The 24,009-nt window shown below is 41.4% G+C and carries 25 protein-coding genes and 1 pseudogene; 11 read left to right on the top strand and 15 right to left on the bottom strand.

Features of this window, described 5'->3' with window-relative positions; genetic code table 11:
* Positions 1 to 57 precede the first annotated feature (57 nt).
* Positions 58 to 2,232, top strand: coding sequence for an MMPL family transporter (locus PUN35_RS11770; protein ID WP_033881069.1), 2,175 nt, complete (start codon positions 58 to 60; stop codon positions 2,230 to 2,232).
* A 410-nt stretch (positions 2,233 to 2,642) separates the two neighbouring features.
* Here the strand turns inward: PUN35_RS11770 and PUN35_RS11765 are convergent, their stop codons facing one another.
* The 4 genes from PUN35_RS11765 to mneP all read right to left on the bottom strand — a co-directional run bounded on the left by PUN35_RS11765 (position 2,643) and on the right by mneP (position 6,346).
* Entirely contained in the window at positions 2,643 to 3,545 is a 903-nt protein-coding gene (locus PUN35_RS11765) for a carboxylesterase (protein ID WP_014478976.1), read from the bottom strand.
* Positions 3,546 to 3,747: 202 nt separating this feature from the next.
* Positions 3,748 to 4,437: a DUF554 domain-containing protein gene (locus tag PUN35_RS11760; RefSeq protein WP_019712443.1), complete on the bottom strand. Its 690-nt coding sequence runs from the start codon at positions 4,435 to 4,437 to the stop codon at positions 3,748 to 3,750.
* An 89-nt stretch (positions 4,438 to 4,526) separates the two neighbouring features.
* Entirely contained in the window at positions 4,527 to 5,339 is an 813-nt protein-coding gene (locus PUN35_RS11755) for a MerR family transcriptional regulator (RefSeq protein WP_003234177.1), read from the bottom strand.
* Between the two features lie 113 nt (positions 5,340 to 5,452).
* Positions 5,453 to 6,346: a manganese transporter MneP gene (gene mneP / locus PUN35_RS11750; protein ID WP_014478979.1), complete on the bottom strand. Its 894-nt coding sequence runs from the start codon at positions 6,344 to 6,346 to the stop codon at positions 5,453 to 5,455.
* Positions 6,347 to 6,823: 477 nt separating this feature from the next.
* Between mneP and PUN35_RS11745 the strand changes: the two genes are divergently transcribed.
* From PUN35_RS11745 to PUN35_RS11730, 4 genes are all read left to right on the top strand, one after another.
* A complete protein-coding gene (locus PUN35_RS11745) occupies positions 6,824 to 7,444 on the top strand; it encodes a nitroreductase family protein (protein WP_014478980.1) in 621 nt (206 codons plus the stop codon).
* 15 nt (positions 7,445 to 7,459) lie between these two features.
* Complete coding sequence (locus tag PUN35_RS11740; protein ID WP_014478981.1) at positions 7,460 to 8,398, top strand: ring-cleaving dioxygenase; 939 nt, start codon at positions 7,460 to 7,462, stop codon at positions 8,396 to 8,398.
* A 98-nt stretch (positions 8,399 to 8,496) separates the two neighbouring features.
* Positions 8,497 to 8,886, top strand: coding sequence for a DoxX family protein (locus PUN35_RS11735; RefSeq protein WP_003234169.1), 390 nt, complete (start codon positions 8,497 to 8,499; stop codon positions 8,884 to 8,886).
* A 185-nt stretch (positions 8,887 to 9,071) separates the two neighbouring features.
* On the top strand, positions 9,072 to 9,410 hold the full coding sequence (locus tag PUN35_RS11730; protein ID WP_014478982.1) for a thioredoxin family protein: 339 nt from the start codon (positions 9,072 to 9,074) through the stop codon (positions 9,408 to 9,410).
* A 139-nt stretch (positions 9,411 to 9,549) separates the two neighbouring features.
* On the opposite strand, the gene PUN35_RS11725 is transcribed toward PUN35_RS11730, so the two are convergent.
* The 5 genes and pseudogenes from PUN35_RS11725 to PUN35_RS11705 form a co-directional block, all read right to left on the bottom strand.
* Complete coding sequence (locus PUN35_RS11725; RefSeq protein WP_014478984.1) at positions 9,550 to 10,902, bottom strand: IS1182 family transposase; 1,353 nt, start codon at positions 10,900 to 10,902, stop codon at positions 9,550 to 9,552.
* Between the two features lie 122 nt (positions 10,903 to 11,024).
* On the bottom strand, positions 11,025 to 11,261 hold the full coding sequence (locus tag PUN35_RS11720; protein WP_003244342.1) for a spore germination protein: 237 nt from the start codon (positions 11,259 to 11,261) through the stop codon (positions 11,025 to 11,027).
* Positions 11,262 to 11,463: 202 nt separating this feature from the next.
* Positions 11,464 to 11,757, bottom strand: coding sequence for a hypothetical protein (locus tag PUN35_RS11715; RefSeq protein WP_072592585.1), 294 nt, complete (start codon positions 11,755 to 11,757; stop codon positions 11,464 to 11,466).
* A gap of 32 nt (positions 11,758 to 11,789) precedes the next feature.
* Entirely contained in the window at positions 11,790 to 12,020 is a 231-nt protein-coding gene (locus tag PUN35_RS11710; RefSeq protein ID WP_014478987.1) for a spore germination protein, read from the bottom strand.
* Positions 12,021 to 12,143: 123 nt separating this feature from the next.
* A pseudogene (locus tag PUN35_RS11705) lies at positions 12,144 to 12,669 on the bottom strand (DUF421 domain-containing protein).
* A 207-nt stretch (positions 12,670 to 12,876) separates the two neighbouring features.
* Here PUN35_RS11705 and PUN35_RS11700 point away from each other — a divergent pair.
* Positions 12,877 to 13,584 (top strand): DUF421 domain-containing protein, encoded by a 708-nt coding sequence (locus PUN35_RS11700; RefSeq protein ID WP_014478990.1) that lies wholly within the window; start codon positions 12,877 to 12,879, stop codon positions 13,582 to 13,584.
* A 14-nt stretch (positions 13,585 to 13,598) separates the two neighbouring features.
* On the opposite strand, the gene cotP is transcribed toward PUN35_RS11700, so the two are convergent.
* From cotP to PUN35_RS11685, 3 genes are read right to left on the bottom strand one after another with little or no spacing between them, the layout of a single operon-like run.
* The gene (cotP, locus tag PUN35_RS11695; protein ID WP_014478991.1) at positions 13,599 to 14,030 is read right to left on the bottom strand and encodes a spore coat protein CotP; all 432 of its coding nucleotides are present in this window, start codon (positions 14,028 to 14,030) and stop codon (positions 13,599 to 13,601) included.
* A 12-nt stretch (positions 14,031 to 14,042) separates the two neighbouring features.
* Positions 14,043 to 14,285 carry a spore germination protein gene (locus PUN35_RS11690; protein ID WP_014478992.1) on the bottom strand — a complete coding sequence of 81 codons (243 nt, stop codon included), beginning with the start codon at positions 14,283 to 14,285 and terminating at the stop codon, positions 14,043 to 14,045.
* Between the two features lie 13 nt (positions 14,286 to 14,298).
* Positions 14,299 to 14,571, bottom strand: coding sequence for a spore germination protein (locus PUN35_RS11685; protein WP_003243854.1), 273 nt, complete (start codon positions 14,569 to 14,571; stop codon positions 14,299 to 14,301).
* 299 nt (positions 14,572 to 14,870) lie between these two features.
* Between PUN35_RS11685 and PUN35_RS11680 the strand changes: the two genes are divergently transcribed.
* The 3 genes from PUN35_RS11680 to PUN35_RS11670 all read left to right on the top strand — a co-directional run bounded on the left by PUN35_RS11680 (position 14,871) and on the right by PUN35_RS11670 (position 16,447).
* The gene (locus PUN35_RS11680; protein WP_014478993.1) at positions 14,871 to 15,470 is read left to right on the top strand and encodes a TetR/AcrR family transcriptional regulator; all 600 of its coding nucleotides are present in this window, start codon (positions 14,871 to 14,873) and stop codon (positions 15,468 to 15,470) included.
* On the top strand, positions 15,467 to 15,811 hold the full coding sequence (locus tag PUN35_RS11675) for a DoxX family protein (protein ID WP_033882278.1): 345 nt from the start codon (positions 15,467 to 15,469) through the stop codon (positions 15,809 to 15,811). Before PUN35_RS11680 ends, PUN35_RS11675 begins: the two co-directional genes overlap by 4 nt.
* A gap of 162 nt (positions 15,812 to 15,973) precedes the next feature.
* Positions 15,974 to 16,447, top strand: coding sequence for a GNAT family N-acetyltransferase (locus tag PUN35_RS11670; protein ID WP_014478995.1), 474 nt, complete (start codon positions 15,974 to 15,976; stop codon positions 16,445 to 16,447).
* Between the two features lie 160 nt (positions 16,448 to 16,607).
* Here the strand turns inward: PUN35_RS11670 and vmlR are convergent, their stop codons facing one another.
* The 3 genes from vmlR to dinB form a co-directional block, all read right to left on the bottom strand.
* Positions 16,608 to 18,254 carry an ABC-F type ribosomal protection protein VmlR gene (gene vmlR, locus PUN35_RS11665; protein ID WP_014478996.1) on the bottom strand — a complete coding sequence of 549 codons (1,647 nt, stop codon included), beginning with the start codon at positions 18,252 to 18,254 and terminating at the stop codon, positions 16,608 to 16,610.
* A 319-nt stretch (positions 18,255 to 18,573) separates the two neighbouring features.
* Positions 18,574 to 19,950: an amino acid permease gene (locus PUN35_RS11660; RefSeq protein WP_014475969.1), complete on the bottom strand. Its 1,377-nt coding sequence runs from the start codon at positions 19,948 to 19,950 to the stop codon at positions 18,574 to 18,576.
* A gap of 171 nt (positions 19,951 to 20,121) precedes the next feature.
* Entirely contained in the window at positions 20,122 to 20,640 is a 519-nt protein-coding gene (gene dinB, locus PUN35_RS11655; RefSeq protein WP_014478997.1) for a damage-inducible protein DinB, read from the bottom strand.
* Between the two features lie 168 nt (positions 20,641 to 20,808).
* On the opposite strand from dinB, the gene PUN35_RS11650 reads away from it, so the two are divergent.
* Both PUN35_RS11650 and PUN35_RS11645 read left to right on the top strand, forming a co-directional pair.
* Positions 20,809 to 21,267: a MarR family transcriptional regulator gene (locus tag PUN35_RS11650; protein ID WP_003242874.1), complete on the top strand. Its 459-nt coding sequence runs from the start codon at positions 20,809 to 20,811 to the stop codon at positions 21,265 to 21,267.
* Positions 21,264 to 23,921, top strand: a complete 2,658-nt coding sequence (locus tag PUN35_RS11645; protein WP_014478998.1) for an MMPL family transporter — start codon at positions 21,264 to 21,266, stop codon at positions 23,919 to 23,921. The genes PUN35_RS11650 and PUN35_RS11645 overlap by 4 nt, the downstream gene beginning before the upstream one ends.
* Positions 23,922 to 24,009: the final 88 nt, after the last annotated feature.

The following is a 24,009-nucleotide window of genomic DNA, read 5'->3' as shown; positions in this document are numbered from 1 at the left end:
ATTGTCAACTACAATGAGAAAGAATGTGATCAAGCAATGTGTTGAAAGGAGATTATCATGTCAAAAATGTTATATACATTAGGAGGATGGGTTGCTCGCAATCGCATAAAAGCAATATGTGCGTGGATCGTTGTGTTAGTTGCTGCGATAGGCCTTGCAGTCACCTTGAAACCAAGTTTTTCTGAGGATATGTCCATACCTGACACACCTTCGGAAAAAGCGATGGATGTGATTCAAAAAGAATTTCCTCACGGTCCTGATAAAGGGAGCATACGGGTTATTTTCGGTGCTGGTGATGGGGAGAAACTTACTGGGAAGCCAGCAAAAAAAGCAATAGAAGATACGCTCAAAGAAATCAGTAAAGATGATTCTGTTGACTCGATTGCAAGTCCTTTTGTGACAGGGACAATCGCGAAAGATGGCACAGTTGCCTATGCTGATATCAAGTATAAATCATCAGCAGATGATATAAAGGATTATTCTATCAAACACTTAAAAGACAGTTTGAAACTGGTTGATGATGAAGGATTGCAAACTGAGCTAAGCGGAGATGTACCGGGAGCCGAGATGGAGATAGGCAGTGTCTCTGAAATTGTCGGCATTATCTTGGCTTTTGTCGTTTTAGCCATTACATTGGGTTCTTTATTAATAGCAGGTTTGCCGATTTTAACTGCACTGATTGGTTTAGGTGTAAGTATTGGACTGGTTTTGATTGGGACACAAGTATTTGATATTGCTTCCGTCAGTCTTTCATTAGCCGGAATGATTGGCCTTGCTGTTGGTATTGATTATGCTTTATTTATTTTTACGAAACACCGCCAGTTTTTAGGCGAAGGCATACAAAAGAATGAATCAATTGCGAGAGCCGTGGGAACAGCGGGAAGCGCAGTCGTTTTTGCCGGACTTACTGTTATCGTTGCACTTTGCGGATTAACTGTCGTTAACATTCCTTTTATGTCTGCGATGGGGCTGACAGCAGGGCTTAGTGTACTGATGGCTGTTTTGGCTTCCATCACACTTGTGCCTGCGGTCTTATCGATTGCAGGGAAGCGGATGATTCCGAAATCAAACAAGAAAATAGAAAAACAAAGCACTGAAACAAATGTCTGGGGACGCTTTGTCACCAAAAATCCTATCATTCTAAGTGTATGCAGCATTCTGATTTTGATCGTCATTAGTATCCCATCTATGCATTTGGAACTGGGCTTGCCTGATGCTGGGATGAAAGCTAAGGATAATCCGGATCGCCGGGCATATGCCTTGCTTGCCGAAGGCTTTGGAGAAGGATTTAATGGCCAATTAACAATCGTAGCGGATGCCACAAATGCTACAGAAAATAAGGCGGAGGCTTTCGCAGATGCAGTGAAAGAAATAAAGGGCTTAGACCATGTAGCAAGTGTCACCCCTGCAATGCCTAATAAAGAAGGGAACTTTGCCATCATTACGGTCGTTCCAGAAACAGGTCCAAATGATGTCACAACGAAAGATTTGGTACACGATGTACGCAGTTTATCAGATAAAAACGGAGTAGATTTGCTTGTTACTGGATCGACTGCAGTGAATATTGACATTTCAGATCGCCTCAATGATGCGATACCGGTGTTTGCTGTACTTATTGTGGGCTTTGCGTTTGTATTGCTGACCATCGTTTTCCGTTCGCTGCTTGTGCCGCTTGTTGCTGTTGCAGGTTTCATGTTGACGATGACAGCCACTCTTGGGATTTGTGTATTTGTCTTGCAAGACGGGAATCTCATCGACTTTTTCAAAATACCTGAAAAAGGGCCGATACTCGCGTTCCTGCCGATTTTATCGATTGGGATTCTGTTCGGGTTAGCCATGGATTATCAAGTATTCCTTGTCAGCAGAATGCGTGAAGAATATGTAAAAACAAAGAATCCAGTACAAGCCATTCAGGCTGGATTAAAACACAGTGGTCCTGTTGTTACAGCAGCCGGCTTGATCATGATCTTCGTTTTTGCAGGATTTATCTTTGCAGGCGAAGCTTCTATTAAAGCCAACGGATTAGCACTTTCCTTTGGTGTGCTCTTTGATGCCTTTATTGTAAGAATGACACTGATTCCAAGTGTCATGAAGCTGATGGGGAATGCAGCCTGGTATTTGCCGAAATGGTTAGACAAGATTATTCCGAACGTGGATATAGAAGGGCATCAACTGACAAAGGAAATACAGCCAGAAATAGATCATGAACAAAAGAAACAAATCAGTGTGTAATAGAAAAAGCAGATCTTTAATGATCTGCTTTTTTGCTCATGTTAGTATTTGGAAGATGGAGTCGGCAGTTAAAAGGAGACACTTATGGCGCAATCACTCATTTTCGATATGGATGGAACTTTGTTTCATATTGGCAGAAGCTGCATCATACTAGCAGGCATCCAGGAGAAGTGACATGATTTTTTGACTTTGCATTCACTACTTGATGCCAAGGTTCTTGAGAATCCTTCTTGAAAATAAAGGATTTTACAACTGATCATATAAGAAACCTAAAGAAACAAGCACACAAAACCAGCTGCGGGTTTTGTCCAAGAAAAATAGAGTCCATAAGAGGGACTCTATTTTTTGAAATGCCCGGCTAGAAGTATATTGCAGGACTTTATGAATGCAAATCACTATCTTATAAGCCCTTACCGTGAAATGCCTGTTTCTGCATTGAAAAAACGCATTACACGTTCATTTACGTAAGCGGGTTGTTCCATCGATAAAACATGTCCGGCATTTTTAATGACTTCCGCCTCAATATCTGGAACGAATGAAGAGGCTCGGTGCAGGGCTGAGTGGGGATCATAGATGACTTCATGTTCACCAAGTAATAATAGGATAGGAACTCTTGCTGAACGTAATTCCTCATCGGTAAAAACATACGGAAATCCGTCGGCTTTAGGATTTGGATTTCTTGCTCCATCCTGCCATATTACCCCTGCTTGAAACTGCTTCACAAAAATCGGGTGCAGCACATTCTGATCATTCATCATCCAATTTAAGAATGTTTCAACTCCATTTGACGCTGTAAGGCCAAGAGCGTATTTGTAGAAATCGTGATGAAATGGCAAAAACGTTTCTGCCGGACTCAGTATAGCTGCGCTTTTTACTCTCTCAGGCATACGTAAAAGGAAATTCATCGTATGGAGACCGCCAAGCGAAAGTCCGATCATGTGGGACTTTTCGATCCCCAGATTGTCAAACACATCAAGAAGCCAATTGGCGTAATCCGTTCTTGTACCGCTTACATTCTCAGGAATACTCTTGTTTTTATCACCTATGATATCAACTGCATAAGTTCTGTATTTACTGCTCCAATCGGCGATGTTGGGATACCACATCGTCGAGCTGAATAATGCTCCGTGGAGTAATACAAGCGGCGGGGCATCCTCTGGGCCGCTTGCAATCACATGTGTTTGACCAAAACGAGTAGATATATAGAATGATTTACAACGGACCGGCCAAAGACTAAGGCTTTCATTATAAGTTTGATAATAGCGGATACCGTTGTCACTTAATTCGGGAATACTAGATGAATGGTTTGACATACAAATGCCCCTCCCAATTTTATTTAAATGAATGTGCCGTTTCGTGATGGGGAATCTGATTTTGATATAACAGACTTTATTTACAATATAATACAGTTGTTATTAGACGTCAAATCCAAGATGAAAAGGAAATAAAACGATTGGAACAGATTATTGAAAATCAATATAACAGAATATTAACCTCCTTTGTGGAGCCGCTTCATTAAAGCCGCAATCCAAATGCATGAATCACAAAAATCACAACAGGAGGGATCAAGAGGGAAGGCAGCAAATTCAATGTTTTGAACTTCTTGATTCCAAGAATGCTTAGACCTGAACTGAGGATGAGTATGCCTCCCACAATTGTGATTTCATTAATAAGGTCTGTATTGATTGCGCTCTCCATTACTTTAGCAAATAAATAGATGGAGCCCTGCCAGACAAATAATACAATGGCGGCAGCCGCTATTCCAAAACCAAAAGTTGAAGCGAGCACAATGGAGGTGATCCCATCTAACATCCCGTTTGTCAGAAGGTATGTATAATCTCCATGCAGAGCGGCTTCAACAGGGCCTAATATTGACAGCGAACCTATACAAAATAATAAGACCGCAGTTGATAAGCCCTCTGCTAAATTGCTTTTAGAAAATTTGTTCACCAGCTTGTTGAATCGTAATTCTAAATTGATGATCTGGCCTAGCAAACCTCCAATGGCTAAACTCACGATGAATAGAATGGGATATTTACTATCAGGCAAATGCTGTGTAATGGCGTTGATCCCCAATGCGACCGCAGCGAATCCCATTGCCTGCATCAAAATATCCTGGTATTCATCTTTAATGCCTTTTTTGAATATCCCCCCGATTATGCTTCCTGCAATGATCATCACTGTGTTAAAAATCGTTCCAAACATAAGCTTTCTCCTCCAAAAATCATTTCTGCATAAAAAATAAACCCTCTAGTTAGTAGAGAGTCAAGGGAGATAAAAACATATTCATGAGATTATTTAATGGGCAGCAGGATTTCAGTCACGTAATTATCTAGGTTATTCGTAATGCCATAATCAATGAGTGTGATTTCAATTGAGTCCCCTGCTACCTCATAATGATGTTCTTTCATATATGCCAGTAATTTTTTGTAGTATGGTTCGGCTTCTGGATGTGACCCTTTAAACCTAATTTGCAGATATTCTCTTGAAGGAAAGATGATTTCTGAAGAAGTTTTTTCATTTTCATCTTCAAGAATCATAAATATACTGGAATATTTGTCAAACTGTTTTGCTTTCACATTTGCTGCAGAAATGGATAAACCGATCTTGCCTATGAATATATCTTCGTTTACATTCAGGTGGGTTCTCAATTCAGCTAACGAATGTTCGATATCATGGCCGAGAACATATTCATGCTGCAAGTAAGCCACACGCATTGCGGGAAGTTTGATTTTTGAAATTTGATGTAACGGCATGTTAACGGCATCTTCTATATGTGTGATGCGTCGGGAGATCTTTCGTTCGATGCGTTCCAATTCTTTCTTTTTGCGATCAATTTCAGCCTGCTGGCTTTTTAGTAAATGAAGAAGAGTGTTTGTATTTTGAGAGTTATAAAAATCAAGAAGCTTATTGATTGGCAGGCCTAGGGCCCTCAAATACTTGATGGTATCAAGCCGCTCAAACTGTTGGGTAGAATAATACCTATAGTTCGTTTGCTCATCTTTATATTCCGGTTTCAAAAGGCCGATTTCATCATAATACCGAAGAGCAGAGATTTTCACATTGAATAACTTTGACACTTCTCCAATCGAAAAAAATTCCTTCATTCTAACAACCTTTCTGTCCCTATGATTATATACATCCACATTATATAGTACGGGCGAGTTCTAAAGGTAAAGTTTGCAGCAAAAAGAAAAAACTCCTTCTAAAAAGGAGCTTTTCATTCTTCGAAATAAGGATTTACATGGATGAGCACTTCTTCTACATCTGAAAACTGTCTTTTGATTTCATTTCGAATTTCGCGGGCGATGTCGTGTCCCTGCTTAATTGTCAAATCATGATCCAAAGATAAACGGACATCAAGCAATTTATAGTGGCCATGTTCTCGCGCGCGGATTCTATCAATTCGTTTTACTTGATCACATTGAAAAATAACAGCTTTATATTCCTCTATCAGCTCGGGATCAACACTCTTTTCCATGAGCACATCAACAGACGGCCTGATTAATTCCATTGAAATCTTAAAAATGAGGTAAGCAACGATTGCACTGGCAATGGCATCGGCGTACAACAGATAGGGCCATCCGCGGGTGTTCCCGATGATAGCCAACAGGACGCCGATAAAAGCGGCAAGAGAGGCAACGATATCGCCTTTATGATCGTACGCAATCGCTATAATCGCTTTGCTGTTCCATTTTTCCCCTTGCTTTATAGAATAACGATATAAGATTTCCTTAGCCACGTACGAAATCAGAGCCGCAAACAATGCGCTGTATTGGGGAACGCTTGGCCCTTTAACAAAGGACAGAATCGCTTCTATGAGGATATAAACGGATACGATCACTAAGATAATTCCTACAATCGCCTCACTAATGACTTCAGCTTTTCCGTGACCAAAAGGATGGTCTTGATCGGGCGGTTTATTGGAAATTCCGATCACTGCCAAGACTGCAATCGAAGCAACGACATCTGCCGCGGAATGTATTCCGTCTGCAAACACGGCTTCACTATCGCCTACCAGCCCAAAAAAGACCTTTCCTGCCATTAAGATGAGATTGGCGATCAATGCTATCAAAGCAACTTTTCTGCTTATTTGTTCTCTTTCACTTGCCATTTTTTCCTCCTATAAAACTGCACAAAAAAATAGGAGTGCTCTATATACGCTCTCCGTATCCTTTCCTGTGTAATCACTTTGTTTATCATACCAATTCAATTTCGAGTGGGTCTATAGCAACGTTGTTTCCTGTTTACTAATAAATAAGGTGACAGAAAAAAAGTTGGAGCTATGCTAAAAAGGTCATACAGCAAACAAATGAGTTCTTATGTAACAACAGTGATGATTCGCTATTAAAATGCTGCCGTCAGTGAAAAATTTCCACCTAATTTTCAAAAACCTATTGACATGAGAAGATCTGTATTTTACTATTATCTCATATTCAAGATATTTTAATTTGAGATATTTGGTCGGAAAGATCAGCGATCAAGCGCATCTCTAAGTGTTCAATCCGTTGTCATTTCTTTTACACAATATTCAATATGGATTTTTTATAATAAAATATCTCGAATTCGAGATAAAAGGGAGTGTATCGTAATGGCTGAATTTATACAGTTAGTCAATGAAAGACGATCTGCAAGCAATTTTCTTTCAGGTCATCCAATCACAAAAGAAGACCTCAATGAGATGTTTGATTTGGTTGCATTGGCGCCATCGGCTTTTAATTTGCAGCATACAAAATATGTGGCGGTTCTTGACCAGGACGTAAAGGAAAAGCTGAAGCAGGCCGCAAATGGACAATATAAAGTGGTTAGCTCTTCTGCGGTTCTCTTGGTATTAGGGGATAAGCAGGCATATCAACAAGCGGCTGATATCTATGAAGGTTTAAAGGTATTGGGGATATTAAATAAGCAAGAGTATGACCACATGGTGCAAGACACCGTTTCGTTTTATGAAAACAGGGGAGAACAATTTAAGAGAGATGAGGCGATAAGGAATGCTTCACTTTCTGCGATGATGTTTATGCTGAGTGCTAAGGAAAAAGGCTGGGATACCTGCCCGATGATCGGCTTTGATGCGGAAGCCGTAAAACGGATTTTGAACATAGACGACCAATTTGAGGTTGTCATGATGATTACGATTGGAAAAGAAAAAACAGAGAGCAGAAGACCGCGCGGCTACCGGAAGCCTGTGAATGAGTTTGTTGAGTATATGTAAAAGGAGCGGATAAAAATGGCGAAAAAAACGATGGGAATTCATCATATTACAGCGATTGTCGGTCACCCTCAAGAGAACACAGATTTCTACGCAGGAGTGCTTGGGCTTCGTTTGGTCAAGCAAACTGTCAATTTTGATGACCCAGGTACGTATCATCTTTATTTTGGGAATGAAGGCGGGAAGCCGGGAACAATCATTACCTTCTTTCCGTGGGCCGGAGCCCGCCAAGGCGTCATTGGAGACGGTCAAGTTGGCGTGACTTCGTATGTCGTGCCGAAAGGGGCTATGGCATTTTGGGAAAAGAGACTAGAAAAGTTCAACGTTCCCTACACCAAAATCGAGCGCTTTGGGGAACAATATGTAGAATTTGATGATCCTCATGGACTGCACTTAGAAATCGTGGAAAGAGAAGAAGGAGAGGCTAATACGTGGACTTTCGGAGATGTAACGCCCGATGTTGCCATTAAAGGTTTTGGGGGTGCAACCCTATTATCAGCGCAGCCTGACAAAACCGCTGAGCTTTTAGAAAACATCATGGGGCTGGAACGAGTCGGCAAAGAAGGAGACTTCGTTCGTTATCGTTCCGCCGGTGATATCGGAAATGTGATTGACCTTAAGTTAACGCCTATTGGCCGCGGGCAAATGGGGGCCGGAACGGTGCATCACATCGCTTGGCGGGCTAACGATGATGAAGATCAGTTAGATTGGCAAAGATATATTGCTTCCCATGGATATGGTGTAACTCCTGTTCGGGATAGAAACTACTTTAATGCCATTTACTTCAGGGAACATGGGGAAATCCTGTTTGAAATCGCAACTGATCCCCCTGGCTTTGCACATGATGAAACACAGGATACAATGGGCGAAAAACTGATGCTGCCTGTACAATATGAACCGCATCGCACACAAATTGAACAAGGGCTGCTGCCGTTTGAAGTAAGAGAGTTAGATTGATTTGACACATAAAAAATAAAGAAACATATATTCAATTGATGATTGCTGGATACTGTCAGCAAAGAATCAGATAAAATCAAAGATGAGGAGAGATACAAATGGAAGATGCAGGACTGTTGCTTATTCGTATAATGATTGGTGTAGTGTTTTTGTTTTATGGCACACAAAAATTATTCGGCTGGTTTGGCGGATACGGGATTAAAGGAACCGGACAATGGTTCGAATCAATTGGGGTGAAACCAGGAAACGTTGCGGCCGCTCTATCAGGTCTTGGGGAGTTAGTAAGCGGAATTCTATTTATTTTAGGCGTATTCCTCCCGCTTGGAGCTGCTATCATAACGATCATCATGTTAGGTGCTATCGTAAAAGTCCATGGAGCGAAAGGTTTTGCGAATGGCGCCGGAGGTTTTGAATATAACCTGGTGCTCATTGCAGTTTCCATAGGGGTTGCACTCATCGGTTCAGGAGCTTACGCTTTGCATTTTTAATACGAAAGTATGTAAGAACAGTTGCTGCTTGTCAGTAACTGTTCTTTTATTTTGACATTTTCGGCAAGCTTGCAGGTACTCTGCAAAGTAAAAAAGCGGATATCATAAATATAAATCAGTATAGTGAATGATACGTATTGATGAGCTTGGTTATAAAAGACAGACCTATTTGAAGGAGTAAATGGATGAAAGAGATGACAGAATTACATTCATTAGATTCTATAGATAATTTTATCAAACAGCACAAATTCAGTTTTATTTATATATCAAGGCCTGCCTGTACAGTATGTCACGCAGTCCTGCCCCAGCTCAGAATAGTATTGGATCAGTTTCCAAACATCAAATTGGGGCATATCAATGCTGACGATGTAGCAGAGGTCGCTGGCAGATTTTCAGTTTTCACCGTTCCTATGCTTCTTTTGTTCATTGATGGGACTGAGTTTCTAAGAGAAGCCCGTTTTGTTCATTTTAAACAGCTTGAACAAAAGCTGAAAAGGGTTTATCGATTATATGAAGGTGAATAAAGAAATAAGGCAAAAAAAGAACTCAAATGAGTTCTCAGCTTGTAGAGAAAACGACGTTTTTTCTACAAGCTTTTTTGTTTTATACAGTTTCTTTAGATATTCATCAGGTTTCAGATGCAGAAAAAGCGCTCCCACATGCCTAGCCCTGCTTGGCTAGGTATGTGGCAATCTTCTTCATGTTCTGGCATGCGGCTGTGAGGAGAACTTGTTCACTCACATTTCGTTTTCCCCTCAACCTGCAATAGCGAAGCCCATGCAGCTGTTTTGAATCTGCAAAGCTTCGCTCTATTTTTTCTTTTCTTTTTTTGTAGAGGTTTTTTCCTGAAACAGACAAGCGATTTTGTCTGACCTTTTCTTTATGATCTTCCCATACATGTCGAGTAATCACTTTCTGCCGATTCTTTGATTTTGTACAGTTTTCAAGCAGTGGGCATGAGGAACATATTTCAGGATTTGATTTATATGACCGGTAGCCTTTTCGGTCAGTTGTTGAGTATGTAAGTGTTTGGTGATTTGGACAAATGTATCTGTCTTGTTCACTGTCATAATGAAATTTCCATTTTGGAAACAAGCCTCGGATAGGGTGATAACGTCTATGTGCGATGACACCAAAGATTTGGCGGTCAGATAATCCTTTACAGATCGGAGTCGTTAAATATCCGGAATCAAGGGCGACGGCTTCTACTTGAAAACCAAATCGTGCGATTTGGTGGTCTAATCGGTCAAGATAAGGCACAGAATCATGGACATTTCCAGGTGTGACGTAGGCATCGGTGATAATGTTGTATTTCATATCTGTTGTGCGGTGATCTAAATAGAAAAAACCTTCTGGTTTGTTTTCACGATACAGATAGCCACTTTCCGGATCGGTTGTACTGTGGCGGATCTCTTTTTCAGCTTTCACCTCCTCTTTGGCTGTTAATGGTTTTTTTCCGTGTTCCTCCCGATCCTCTTGAATGGCTTCATTTAAATCCTTGATATAGTTTTGGGTATCCTGCGCAATTGTTTTTCTTGTGTATTTATGCTTGTTGGCATTGGCTTTAAGGTGTGTGGAGTCGGTGAATAGGACTCGTCCGCCCACCATGTCATGATTGATGGCCTGAAGAACGATCTCATCAAAAATGTCTTGGAAGATGGTTGTATCTTTAAAGCGTGTGCGTCTGTTCCAGCTGATGGTGGAGTGGTGTGGAACCGGGTCGTTTATGTTCAATCCGAGAAACCATCTGTACGCCATATTGTAGTAAATTTCTTTTTCAAGCTGTCTTTCTGAACGGATACCATAGAGGTATCCGATAAACATCATTTTAAATAAAATAAGCGGATCAAGTGAGGGGCGGCCTTTGTTTTCACTGTAGTAAGGTTTCACCTTTTCAATGATGAAAGAGAAGTCTATGTGTTTATCAATTTTCCGAAGCAGGTGATCCTCTTCAACGAGTTGGTCAAGCAGAACAAATTCGGCTGTGTTTTGAGAAGAGTTTCTTGTGTGGAACATGAGAAAGACACCGTCCTTTTAAGTCTTTCTTTTATTTTATTACAGAAGAATGGATATTTTAAAGAAAAATAAAGGCTGTCGAGATTTTCTCGACAGCCTGAGAACTCAAATGAGTTCTTTTTTTATTCTTCACTAGGCGAAGAAGGGTTATCAACCTGCCCTTGATCACTTGTATCATTATCACAACTTGCTGAAATAATAATTGAATGAGAAGGAGAGTAATCTCCTAATGTGAAATTCACTCCGTAATTTTTGCTGTTCGCAGTATGGCTGTTTTGCAAGTTTTGTCCGATATCTGTATTGGCGTTTTGTGTCATTCCATTTATCGTGAGATTTGAAATGTTGATTTGAGATCGCATGCTTCAAAAACTCCTTTCACTCAGAAGTAGCCGTCATAGAGGACGCTGGCAGTCTATTTACTTCTATGATATTGCGTTTTTATATCATTGCATCAACATAATGGTAAAAATAATAGCGTGAATGAGTCTCTTTTGAAGATGATCAACCTATCAGCAGAAATAAAGCCGCCTGATAAAGAGGCGGCAGATCGTGATATGTCATCTATGAATTTGATGTATCGTTTTTCGTTTGCCTAAAGGATAAGATGGTCGTTTTTAATGATGAGTAGGAGCCTATAGCAGCGTAGCCATAAAACCAGCCCATAAATACGCCAGAAAAGAGGCTGTGTCGATGGCTTATGAAAACAGAAATGACAAGGCCTGTTATTAAGGCAACTGACGGTACAAAAGTTTTGGGGATTTTCAATAATATTTTGAGGATTTGGGTTATCAATATGATGATTGGAACAGCTATCACAGTATCCCAAAAGTTTGTGTGAATAATTGGAAAAGCCATACGGCACCTCATGAAGTGTTAATTTCTTATTTTTACGCTAAAAGCTTGGAAAGCAGCTCTTGGACCGCATTTGTAACATGTAGGGCTTGATTGGCGGAGCTTGTTTGGCTTAAAGTATTGGATTCAAAAACCAAACCTGTATTACTCCCACCGGAACCCTCTGTTGTTTTAGACACAGAGAACGGGCTGATGGAAACTGCAAATCCGTTATTAAAAACGCTGTTCCCGGATATCGAATGAATATAAACTGGGAATTTCATCATTCATCTCTCCTCTCCGTTATGACTGTTTATACAATATGGTGTGTGAGCAGCAGTTGCTTAAACAAAACGGCAAAAACTTTCAGTAAGAGACAAAAACCTGCAAAATGCCACAAGCGCCTTTTGTTAATGCAGCTTTTTAGGGACGTTTTTTTTATTTTTTTTGCCAACTTCATCAAAAATATTCTGATTGCCAGACTGGGCTTGTCCGTCCTTATTTATGAAATCGGGGTGAATGAGTTTTTTCAGATCCCTGACTGTTAAAGGCTTGGCGTCATCAGTCAATTCAATTCCTAATTGCCCGTTTGCCTCTAATGTCGCAATTTTGACATCTTGTATACCCGTAACGCCGTGAAGCCGTAGCTGCATTTCAAGCTGATCAACTGTAAGTCTCATCTTCTTTAAGTTTTCGATATGAAGCTGTCCGTTTTCAATAACAACTTTTGCTTCTCCGGTCAACATCTTTTCAATGAAGTTCGATCTCATTTGGATCCATTCTATAACGATGAGTGTGATTGTGAAAATTGCCGCCGCAATTTTTGAAGAGGCTGTACTCGATGATTGGCTGAACGATAATAGTTCCGATTCCTGAAATTCTCAGCAAAATGACTCCGGCTACAATGAGAACTAGAGATTCCCAAGTGAAATTCATGCTATCACCTGACCAATGATGAATTAGATTTGTCATGGGATTGGCTTTTCTTCCGGCCAATCGCAATTTAATATATCCGAAAGGCAGTCGGTTCATTCTGTCCTGAACCGAACAATATTTTTGGTATAGATGGATATATTAAGCCAAACAATGATAGCAGCAGGAGTTTTTAGCCAAAACAATCTGGGAAGCGGGGAGCGCCATAGCATGATTGAACTTGAAGTTGTCATTAGAACGGTTGCCAGCTTTGGCTTGCTGTTAATCGCAGAACGAATTTTAGGCAAACAGACAATCTCTCAAATGACGATTTTTGATTTTATTGCGGCGATCACACTAGGGGCGATTGCTGCCGGATTAGCTTACAATACTTCAATAAAACCGCATAATATGGCCATTTCGTTTAGTATTTTTGTGCTAACCATTTTTCTAATTTCGTTCCTGTCGATAAAGAACAGGAAGCTGAGGAAATTTTTTGCCGGAGATCCTACAGTGCTGATTCAAAACGGGAAGATACTTGAATCAAATATGAGGAAAATGCGTTACACACTTGATTATTTAAATCAGCAATTACGGGAAAAAGAAATATTTAATATCGAAGAAGTTCTTTTTGCCATTCTTGAAACGAATGGTCAGCTGACTGTGTTAAGAAAACCGCAATTCCGGCATGTGACCAAACAGGATTTAATGATTGCGGTAAACCAAGAACACAGGCTTCCGATAGAGCTTATTATGGACGGAGAAATCATTGAGAATAATTTAAAGCAGAATCGTTTGACGGAATCCTGGCTTTTGGAGGAATTGCGAAAAAGAGACATAAAGGTGAAAGAGACCGTGTACGCAGTGCTGCTGGGTAATGGAGATATTTATGTGGATCAATATAAAGACCATATATCAGTCCCTATGGATAAGGAATGAAGGAACAATCAATCTTAAAGCCCCTTATTGAACGCAATGGTTTCAATTTGTCTTGGGTACGAAATGTGCAGAAGCCCGTTTAACAGCTGAATCTGTAACAAATGAGATTCAGCGGCTTCGGGAAGCTGAATGATTCGCTCAATTTCTCCGTAATACCGTTCACGCATCACTTCCATTTCGGCAGGAAAAACAGGCGTGATCGTCCCTTTGATCAACAGCTGGGTTTTAGATAGTAAACGGATCGTTAATTCTTCCTCATACACACCGGGCATTTCCACAATGATAAAATTATATTCTTCATCTTGATAAAAGTCGTAAACAAACGTAGAAGCTTCGGAATCAAAAAAATGTTCTGGGGCTTTATATTTGAGCACATTTGTCCAAAAGTCACTTTGTTTATATTCATTCGTAATCTCAAGCCACTTTCGAATTTTTTCGAAATCCATATGAAATTCTCCTTAAATTTGATTTGCGATCGGTGCAGAAGGGTTTCCGATTTGGTCTTGGTCACTAACGTCTGAATCAATATTTCCAGTGTTCAAAAGTGAAGACGTAGGCGAAAGATCCCCTAAGGAAAAGTTTGCTCCAAAATATTTGCTGTTCGCAGTATGGCTGTTGTGCACAGTCGGGCCGACATCTATATTTCCGTTTTGCGTGACGCCGTTGATCTTAATATTTGCGATGTTAATTTGATATGGCATAGACGAAACCCCTTTAATCTAAAATTGGCGGTGGTGCAATCGGAGGAGCATTAACGTTGGATGTATCAGAGTTGCCGATAGATGTCTGATCATTTACATCAGGATCGTTTAAGAAGTTTTCCATAACCGATTCTGTAGGTGAGGTATCACCGAAAGAAGAGTTGGTCCCTTGAGATTTTTGATTGTTGGTAGGGCTGTTATAAGCAGCTTCGCCTATTGTAATTGAACCATTGCCCGAAATACTGTTGATCTTCAAATAATATAGGTTGATTACTGTAGACGGCATCCCATCACACCCTTCCATCTTTCTGTACAGTACATTATGCGCCGCTGCACCCAATTGTTCCTTGCATTTACGGGCAAAACTCTATCTGGCCCCGGAGTGATGCTCAATTATCAGTGAATGAAAAGCCATTGATATAGGAATCAATGAATTGATTCAGTTATTCGAAATGCATGAGACCTTTTAATAAAGGAAGCTGGCAAACAGGATCAGTTTGAAATCATTGACAATGAAGCTAATGCCATGAAATAATACTCGTTAGTAACATTACTAGCGAGTATTATTTTTGGGGGTGGTCCTCGTTGAAAAGTAAAAAAGGACGTAAAGGAGAAGAAAGCCGGAAACGGTTACTCAAAGCTGCCGCTAATGAATTTTCGATTCGGGGATTCCATGACGCGAAGGTAAGTGAAATTGTGAAAAAAGCTGGGTTCACGCAGCCTTCATTTTACCTGTACTTTCAAAGCAAAGAAGCCATCTTTGCCGAGTTAATAACCGATTTTCACTCTCGGGTCAGAAAGCTGACAGAGTCACTTCTTCTGGAAAACGGATTAAACACGGAGGATGTGTCAAAACGGGTACTGCTAGCTGTAGAGACTGTTTTTCAATTTTTAGCTGAGGACAAGGATTTAACCAAGATCGGCTTTTTTCTCAACCCGGAAGCAAAACAAATGAAAAAAGACTTGGCGATGGTTTTGAAAGAGAACTTAAAAGCAGAACAGCGGCTTGGCTATTTTCACTCTGAGCTGGATATGGAAACTGTCGCTGAGTGTTTGATCGGCATGATTGAACATTTAACCGATTCATTTTTGTTAACCGGAATCAAAGATCCGGCAAGCCTCGCAGCAGAGGTTGTGAATCTTTTAATATACGGGATGCTTCCGAAAGGGAATGACGTAAGATGATATCTATTATTATGAAAGTCAGTTTGGCAGTTTTTATGCTTGCGGGAGGCATCATAAAGGTAAGCCGCGTTCCCTTTCAAGTTGAGCATTGGCGGCATTATCAATATCCATTATGGTTTCTGACTGTTACTGGCATTCTTGAAATAGCCGGGGCACTTGCTATGACAGCGGGAATTTGGAATCGGTATGCAGCAATTGGAGCAGGTGTTCTGTTTGTCGTTCTCATGGCGGGAGCCATTCATGCGCATATGTTTCGAGCAAGACAATCGGTCATCATGGCGATACCAGCGATGATTTGTTTGATTGTTTCTATCATGATCATCCTGGGGAGTTACACGTAAGCTTTTCACTAATGTTTAAGAACAAGCCCATTTGCAGGAAATCTCCTTTTCTTATCGAATAATAGAAAGTCCAGGAATTAACTGAATCAGTAAAATAGAGCTCCATTTCTGCGTTATTCGTCCGGTGTCAGCTGGGCTTTTTTTATAAAGGAGGAATACAGGATGGCATTCACTTTGGAAGACATGACTGAGGAAGAGTTCGAAGCCTTTCGCGGGATGTCCGTGCAAAATTATGCGAAACAAAACATAACGTCAGGAACTTGGACGGAAAAAGAGGCGCTTGAGAAATCGGAGCAGGCATATGAGAACATGGTTCCGAATGGGCGAGACAGCAGCAATCATTATTTTTGGAACATCACAAATGACCAAGGGGAAAGAATGGGCTGGCTCTGGCTGTATGCTGATCCGTTTCATCCGCAAAAGGAAGCGTTTATCTATTCCTTTGGATTGTATGAAGCCTTTCGCGGAAAAGGACTTGCTCAATTGGCGCTTCAAACGCTTGATGAAAGAGCAAGAGAGCTTGGTGCGGAAAGGCTGGCTCTACATGTATTTGCACACAACGAGACAGCCGTCTATCTTTATCAGAAGATGGGCTATGCCTTGACCAATATACGTATGCGGAAACAGCTATGCTGAAAAGTCGCTTACGTTACCCAAACACAAGATGCCTATCTGGAAGCAGTGGCAGGGTACTATAAGTCATCATTAGAAACATTAAGGTCATGGGAAGGCTTGAAAATATAAAGAAAAAGGACAACAGCTGTTGTCCTTTGCAATGCCGCTTGAACTTTCTCCCTCAGTCATTTTTGTCTTGATGATCCAGCTCTTTTATTCGTTTCGTAAGCTCATTGAAAGCCTGATCAAGCTCCTTATACCCTTTATCATTTGGCGTCATAAAACTGAGCTTTCCCAGCACTTCTTGTCTTTCTGTCTCAAGCTTTAACCGAAGCTCTTCCCGCTCATTTCTTTCAGAAGGAGCGGCGTCATTTAACTGCTTTTTGATGCCGTTGTTTGAGATGACGAGTTTACTGTTTGTTGTTTTTTCGAGAAAGTATCGGTCATGTGATACCGCCAGCAATGTGCCGCTGTATTGTGACAGTGTTTCTTCCAGCTGTTCGCGTGAAGGCAGGTCGAGATGGTTTGTCGGCTCATCTAAAATCAGCACGTCTTTTTCCTCCAGAATATATGCCATCAGCTTGATCTTTACACGCTCACCCATACTCATATGCTTGATCGGTTCAGTCCATTGGGCAGCTGTAAAACCTAAGTGTCTCATCAGATTTTGAACGTGCCCTCTTGCTTTAAATGTTTCATTCTCAAATAACTCTTCCGGTGTTTGTTCTAAAGGCAAATCAAACACCTCCTGCGTTAAATAGCCGATGTTTGCAGACGGCGACACCCATACACTTCCTTCTGCTGTTTCCTGTCCCAGAATGATGTTCAGTAATGTCGTTTTTCCGCTGCCATTGGGGCCTATGATCGCAACCTTTTCGCCGTGCTGAATCGTAAAGTTTGCGTTTTTAAAGAGGGTCCTTTCTCCAAACGCTTTTGTTACATTCTGAACTTCTAAAAAACGTTTTCCTGTTTTGTGGGTTGTATCGATTGAAAAGCGGACTGTATATTCTGGGGTAACGGGTTCCGCCTTTGCTTTTTCCAGCTCTTTTTCAAGCCGCTTCTGCTTGGATTTAATCTGGGCATCCGTACGCTTCGCTTTTACCCTATGATATTCTTTAAACCCTTCCTTTTTCGTCGATTGGGCGTGGGCTTTTTCCGACCAAGAAGCGAGCCCATTCATTTGTGCTTCAATCCGTTCAACCATTTTTTGCTGCTTTTCATATTCACGCTGCTGGGTGAGTCTTTTCTTCTCCCGGAACTTCATATACCCGGAGTAATTCCCTTTGAATTCAATCAGCGTCTGATCCTCAAGCGACCATATTTTTGTTGCGGCTTCGTCTAAAAAATATCGATCGTGAGAAACGAGAATCACAGTGCCGCTATAATGTTTCAGATGTTGGATGAGAAATTGCAAGCTTTTTTCATCAAGGTGGTTTGTCGGTTCATCTAACAGCAGCAGATCTGCATCCTCTGATAGTCCTTTCGCCAGCCGCGCTTTCAGTTTTTCACCGCCGCTTAACTGATGAAAATCACGAAGAGGCACATGCCATTTCTCCAGTAACTTCTTTTCGGCAGGTGTCTGATCCGCAAAGGAATACGCCGCGGTTTCCTGTTCAACCAAAGCCAGTTTTATATCCTTCCGAAGGATTTGTCCCTGTGAAGGGGCTAAGTCAGTGTGAATGAGGTGCAGCAGCGTAGATTTCCCAGCGCCGTTTTTTCCGGTAATCCCAATGATATCTCCTTGCTGAACACTGGCGTTTACATGTTTAAAAACAGTTTGATCCTTTACTTCATAGCTAACGTTTGTTAATGTTACAATCTCTTTCATCCATATCCCTCGCTTTAAAGGGAGAATAAAAAAATCCTCCCAAATGTGTTGGAAGGATTAGCCGTGCCTATGCATGATCAAATAAGCTATTTTTTATAAATAGCAGTGTCGTATATATAGAAAATGGGCAGACTAATCCTATTTTTTGATTTGAAATATTGATTTCAAACGGTAAAAATAAGATTAGTTAATCATTGTCCACCCATCATTCCTTCTTGTTTTGATTACAAACACTATAGCATACCTTCAAATTCAAAAGCAAAGGTCATTTTCATCAAAAAAACTCCTGCTCTCATTTTTGAGGCAGGAGTTTCGAGTGTTATTGATGCTTCGCTTTTCTCACTTTATAAATCACAATCAGCAAAATAAACCAAACCGGTGTGACAAATAAGGAAACACGAGTATCCTGTGCCAGTGCCAGCACAACCAGAACAAACGCCAGGAACGCAAGAATCAGGTAATTTGTAAACGGATAAAGCGGAAGCTTAAACTTGTTTGTTTTCGCTAATTCAGGTCTTGTTTTGCGGTATTTCATATGGCAGATGACCGTAATCCCCCAAATGTAGATAAAGCATACGGTTGAAATACTTGTGATCAGGGTGAATACGCCTTCTGGCATGATGTAGTTTAACGTAACACCGATTAAAATCACGATAGCTGAAAAGAATAAAGCATTTCTAGGCACTTTACGCTGAGTCAGTTTCGCCATTGACTCAGGCGCATTGTGATCTTTCGCCAGGGAATAGACCATACGGCTTGTACTGAATACAGCGCTGTTGCATGCTGAAGCAGCGGAAGTCAATACAACAAAGTTGATAATACTTGCAGCCCCGACGATGCCAACAGCGACAAATACTTGTACGAATGGGCTTTCGCTGGGATTGATGACATCCCAAGGATAGATGCTCATAATCACGAGAAGAGCCCCGATATAAAAAAGCAGCACACGGACAGGAATATTGTTGATCGCCTTAGGGATTACTTTTTCAGGGTTTTCTGTTTCACCGGCTGTAAGCCCGACAAGCTCAATGCCGACAAAAGCAAACACAACCATCTGGAACGAGAGGATAAACCCGTGCATGCCATTCGGGAACAGGCCTCCGTGGCTCCAGAGATTTGTGAAGCTGGACACTCCTGAGCTTGTGGAAAAGCCTTTGAAAATCATCACAAGGCCAATGACGATTAACGCCAAAATGGCAATGACTTTAATCAAAGCAAACCAAAATTCTAATTCTCCAAATAGCTTGACTGTCGCCAGGTTCATAATCAGTAAAATAATTAGAGCGATTAAGCCGGGCACCCATTGCGGCACACCCGGGAGCCAATATTGAGTGTAGAGCCCGACTGCTGTCAGATCAGCCATCGCAATGGAAATCCAGCAGAACCAATATGTCCAGCCGGTGATAAATGCTGCCATATCGCCTAGGTAGTCTTGTACAAAGTCCACAAAAGAGTGATAGTTCAAGTTTGATAACAGCAGTTCACCCAGCGATCTCATAATTAAGAAGCAAATAATCCCTGTGATCATATAAGCAAATAAAATCGAAGGTCCGGCAAAATGAATCGATTTGCCAGAGCCGAGAAATAAGCCTGTCCCAATGGCTCCGCCGATGGCGATGAGCTGGATATGCCTGTTTTTCAAGCCTCTCTGCAACGTTTGCTGATTTATATTGTCTTTCGTCATGTCGTCTGTCACTTTATGTGTTCCTCCATTGAAAATTGTTTATTGAGTCAGCAATCTATTTTTAATGATTATTATAACACTAAAATTTCTATCTTTTTTACTAAAAAAGGATTGATGAAAAGAATTTTAATGTGATTTGGACTATTTCCCGAAAAAAGCGGCTCCATTTAGGGAGCCGCTTTCTTATGCTTTTTCAGTTTTTTTCATAAACAGGTAGAGCCCGTAATCTGTCGGTGCGGATGCGTAGCCTGCCTGCCGCAGCATTGCTGTGATATTGCCGCGGTGGTATGTCCCGTGGTTGACAACGTGGGGAAGCAGTTCGGAAACAGTTGTTTTCATGATTCCGCTTGAGGGATTCTGAATCTGGAGTGGCTTATTGAGCTGTTCTTTTTGCTGTAAAAATAGTATATAGCGCTCGGATAACCTCAGAAAAAGGTCTTCCATTTCCTCTATTTCTTTAGCCTCTGTCTGTTCTTTAAGCTGTTCAGCTAAAGCCAACGCATCGCTCAAGGTTTTGCCGGAAAACACTTCAATCCAGCCGAGATCAGAAAGATAAACATGAGACAATACATGGGATATTGACGGAAACACGCTTTGAATTTCTTGATGGTATACCTCTTTTGGAAGCTCTTTTAATCGGTTGAATATTTGTTGATTGGCCCAGACGTTATATTCATACAATTTGAATGCAAAATCTGACATGTTAAAATTCCCCCTTTCGTGTGTATAGCTTCCATTATACACGAACATGAGTTCTTATGTAGAGTGCTCGAAAATAAAATTTGTTGACATATATAGTTTAGAGGAATAAACTAATTGACATTGAACATAAAGTTTAGCGGGGTAAACTATAATGAGGAGGGGAAGATATTGAATGAACAAAAGCTATGTCAGGCGATAAACCTGTTTGTGGAAGTCCTGCTTGAAGGGACAGAATTTGTGCATCGTGAAATCAATCAGGATGTCTTCAAGCATATCTCAAGGGAACAGGCAGACCTGTTGAAAATTTTAAAAGTCAAGGGCCCAACCTCTCCCGGCAGCCTGGCCATGTACCAAAATGTACATAAGAGCGCGATCTCTAACAGACTGAAAAAGCTGCTCGAAAAGGGATTGGTTCAATGGGACGACTGTCCGGAAAAAAGTGATAGGCGCTCTAAGCTTATTAACATTACACCCAGTGGTGAACACATACTAGAAGAATTAGATTCTGCCATCTTTAACGCGCTCAAACCGCTGATTGATGATATAGATGAGGAACACTTACATTCCATTATCGAGATATTCACCATTTTAAAAAGCAAATTTAAAGGAGGAGATTCTGCCGAATGAGAGCAATCATCAAATTCAAGTGGGCAATTGCAGCCATAGTATTAGCACTTACCGTCGTTTTGAGTTTGTTTTCTCCGAACTTAACGGAGCTGGCCAATCAAAAGGGGCAGGCCCAGCTTCCCGCTGATGCTGTTTCAGAAAGGGCAAACGCCATTTTAAAACAAGCGGGAGAAGACAATAATTCGATCAGTGTTGTCTTTACATTAGACAACGCTATAAAGAAAGAAACAGAGAATCAGCTCCGGATAATGATTGATAAAATCAAAAAGATCGACGGTGTAGAAGAGGTAACATCTCCTCTGTCAGCGGAAAAAGAAGTCAAAGACCAGTTGATGTCGAAAGACAAGAAAACCGTTCTCATGCCTGTCACGATTACAGGTTCTGATAAAAAGGCGGAAAAAATCGCGGACGAGATTTATCAAATCGTTCCTGATGATTTGACGGCTTATATTACGGGAGCTTCCCTTATCAACCAGGATTTCGCTCACAGCTCAGAGGAAGGGCTTAAGAAAACGGAAGTGATCACAGTCTGCCTGATCATCGGTTTACTGTTGATCGTGTTCCGATCTGTTGTGACGCCTTTTATCCCGATTGTGGTTGTCGGTTTTTCTTATCTGATCAGTCAATCCATACTGGGCATCCTTGTATACAATGTTGATTTTCCTATCTCGACGTTTACGCAAACCTTCTTAGTTGCGATCCTGTTCGGCATTGGAACAGATTACTGCATACTGCTTCTTACACGGTTCCGTGAAGAATTGGCAAACGGGCATGATAAAAAAGAAGCGGCGCTTATCGCTTACCGTACAGGGGGAAAAACCTTATTTATCAGCGGATTTGCGGTATTGATCGGATTTTCCGCCTTAGGATTTGCGAAGTTTGCGATTTTCCAATCCGCAGTAGGGGTAGCAGTCGGTGTGGGAATCTTAATGATCATCCTCTACACACTGCTGCCATTATTTATGGTGACGCTGGGTGAAAAATTATTCTGGCCTTCTAAGAAAGTGCTGTCACACAGTGATAACAAACTATGGGCGTTTCTCGGCAGACACTCCGTTGCGCGTCCGTTTCTGTTCATTGTCATAACGGTGGTGATTACGCTTCCGTTCATCTTGACCTATGATGACCAGATTTCATTCGACTCAACTGCGGAAATCAGCAACGATTATAAATCTATAAAAGCTCTCGAGGCCATTAAGGATGGATTCGGGGAAGGAAAAGCGTTCCCGATCAATGTTGTCGTAAAAGGAGACAAAGATCTTACAACAGCTGATACAATCCCTTATCTAGGAAATATCAGCAAAGCGATCGAGAAAGTTGATCATGTTGACTCTGTTATGACCATTACGCAGCCGACTGGTGAAAAAATCAAAGATTTATATATTGATAACCAGCTAGGATCGGTTTCAGACGGGCTGAATAAGACAGTAAAAGGGATTGCCGATGTCCAAAGCGGATTAACGGATATAGAAAACGGACTGAATCAAATGGCAGGGCAAACCGGCTCGGCCTCAAATGGAGGGTCTGGCGGTTCACTGGGCGATGCGGCAGATGGCTTGGGCAAAATCAATCAGCAGCTGCAGCTCGTGAGCAAACAGATTTCCCAAACCGGCAATACCGCACAGACCGTGCAGCAGCTTACGGCAATCAGCGGACAGCTTGGCCAGATTCAAACCGGCCTTGAACAAGCGAACCAACAGCTCTCAGGCCAGCAGGCACAAGCCGGAACGCTGACAGAAAGCCTAAAAAAGCTGTCCGAAGGCGTGAGGAGCGCAAATCAGGGCCTGACGAAAGTCTCTGACGGTATTACAGCTTCCAGTGATATGTTAGAGGACATGAGCAAAAGTCCAACTGTAAGAGATACAGGCATATTCATTCCTGGTCAAGTAATGAAGGACAAAGACTTTAAGAAGTCAATTGACCAGTATTCCTTTGCAGACGGCAAAGGTGTTCAATTAAGTGTCGTTCTGGATTCAAATCCGTACTCAGAACAAGCTATTGCGACAATAAACCAAATTAAAAAAGCGGTCGCAAACGAAGTTGACGGCACTCCTTTGGAGGATGCACAGATCGTATACGGCGGGGTCACGAGTATGAATGCGGACTTAAAAGAGCTATCCACAACGGACTTCTCCAGAACAATGGTGATTATGATTATAGGCCTGTTTATCGTGTTAACCATTTTGTTCCGCTCAATGATCATGCCGATTTATATGATCGCGTCATTGCTGCTGACGTACTATACGTCGATATCCATAACAGAATTAATTTTTGTAAACGGCTTAGGAAACGCCGGCGTCAGCTGGGCAGTGCCATTCTTCAGCTTTGTCATCTTGATCGCGTTAGGGGTAGATTATTCGATCTTCTTGCTGGATCGATTTAAGGAAGAGGTGCACCTTGGCATTGAGCAAGGTGTCGTCAGGTCAATGAGCAAAATGGGATCTGTCATTATTACAGCTGCCATTATATTGGCCGGTACGTTCGCGGCGATGATGCCTTCAGGTGTCAATACACTGATGCAGGTGGCAAGTGTTATCATCATCGGGCTCTTGCTTTACGGCCTTGTTATACTTCCGCTCTTCATCCCGGCAATCATTGCGACCTTTGGAGAAGGAAACTGGTGGCCGTTCGGCAGGAAGAAAGGAAAAGAGTAATCGAGAGAAGAGTGATGAATGGTCATCACTCTTTTTTCATGGCTAAACGACTAACTTCAAACGTGTTACCCAAAAAAGATCAGACGAT

The organism is Bacillus sp. N3378-2at (assembly GCF_033412715.1).
Classification (GTDB): domain Bacteria; phylum Bacillota; class Bacilli; order Bacillales; family Bacillaceae; genus Bacillus; species Bacillus subtilis.
Note: the sequence above shows the minus strand (reverse complement) of the source record. Positions and strands in the feature narration are given on the sequence as shown.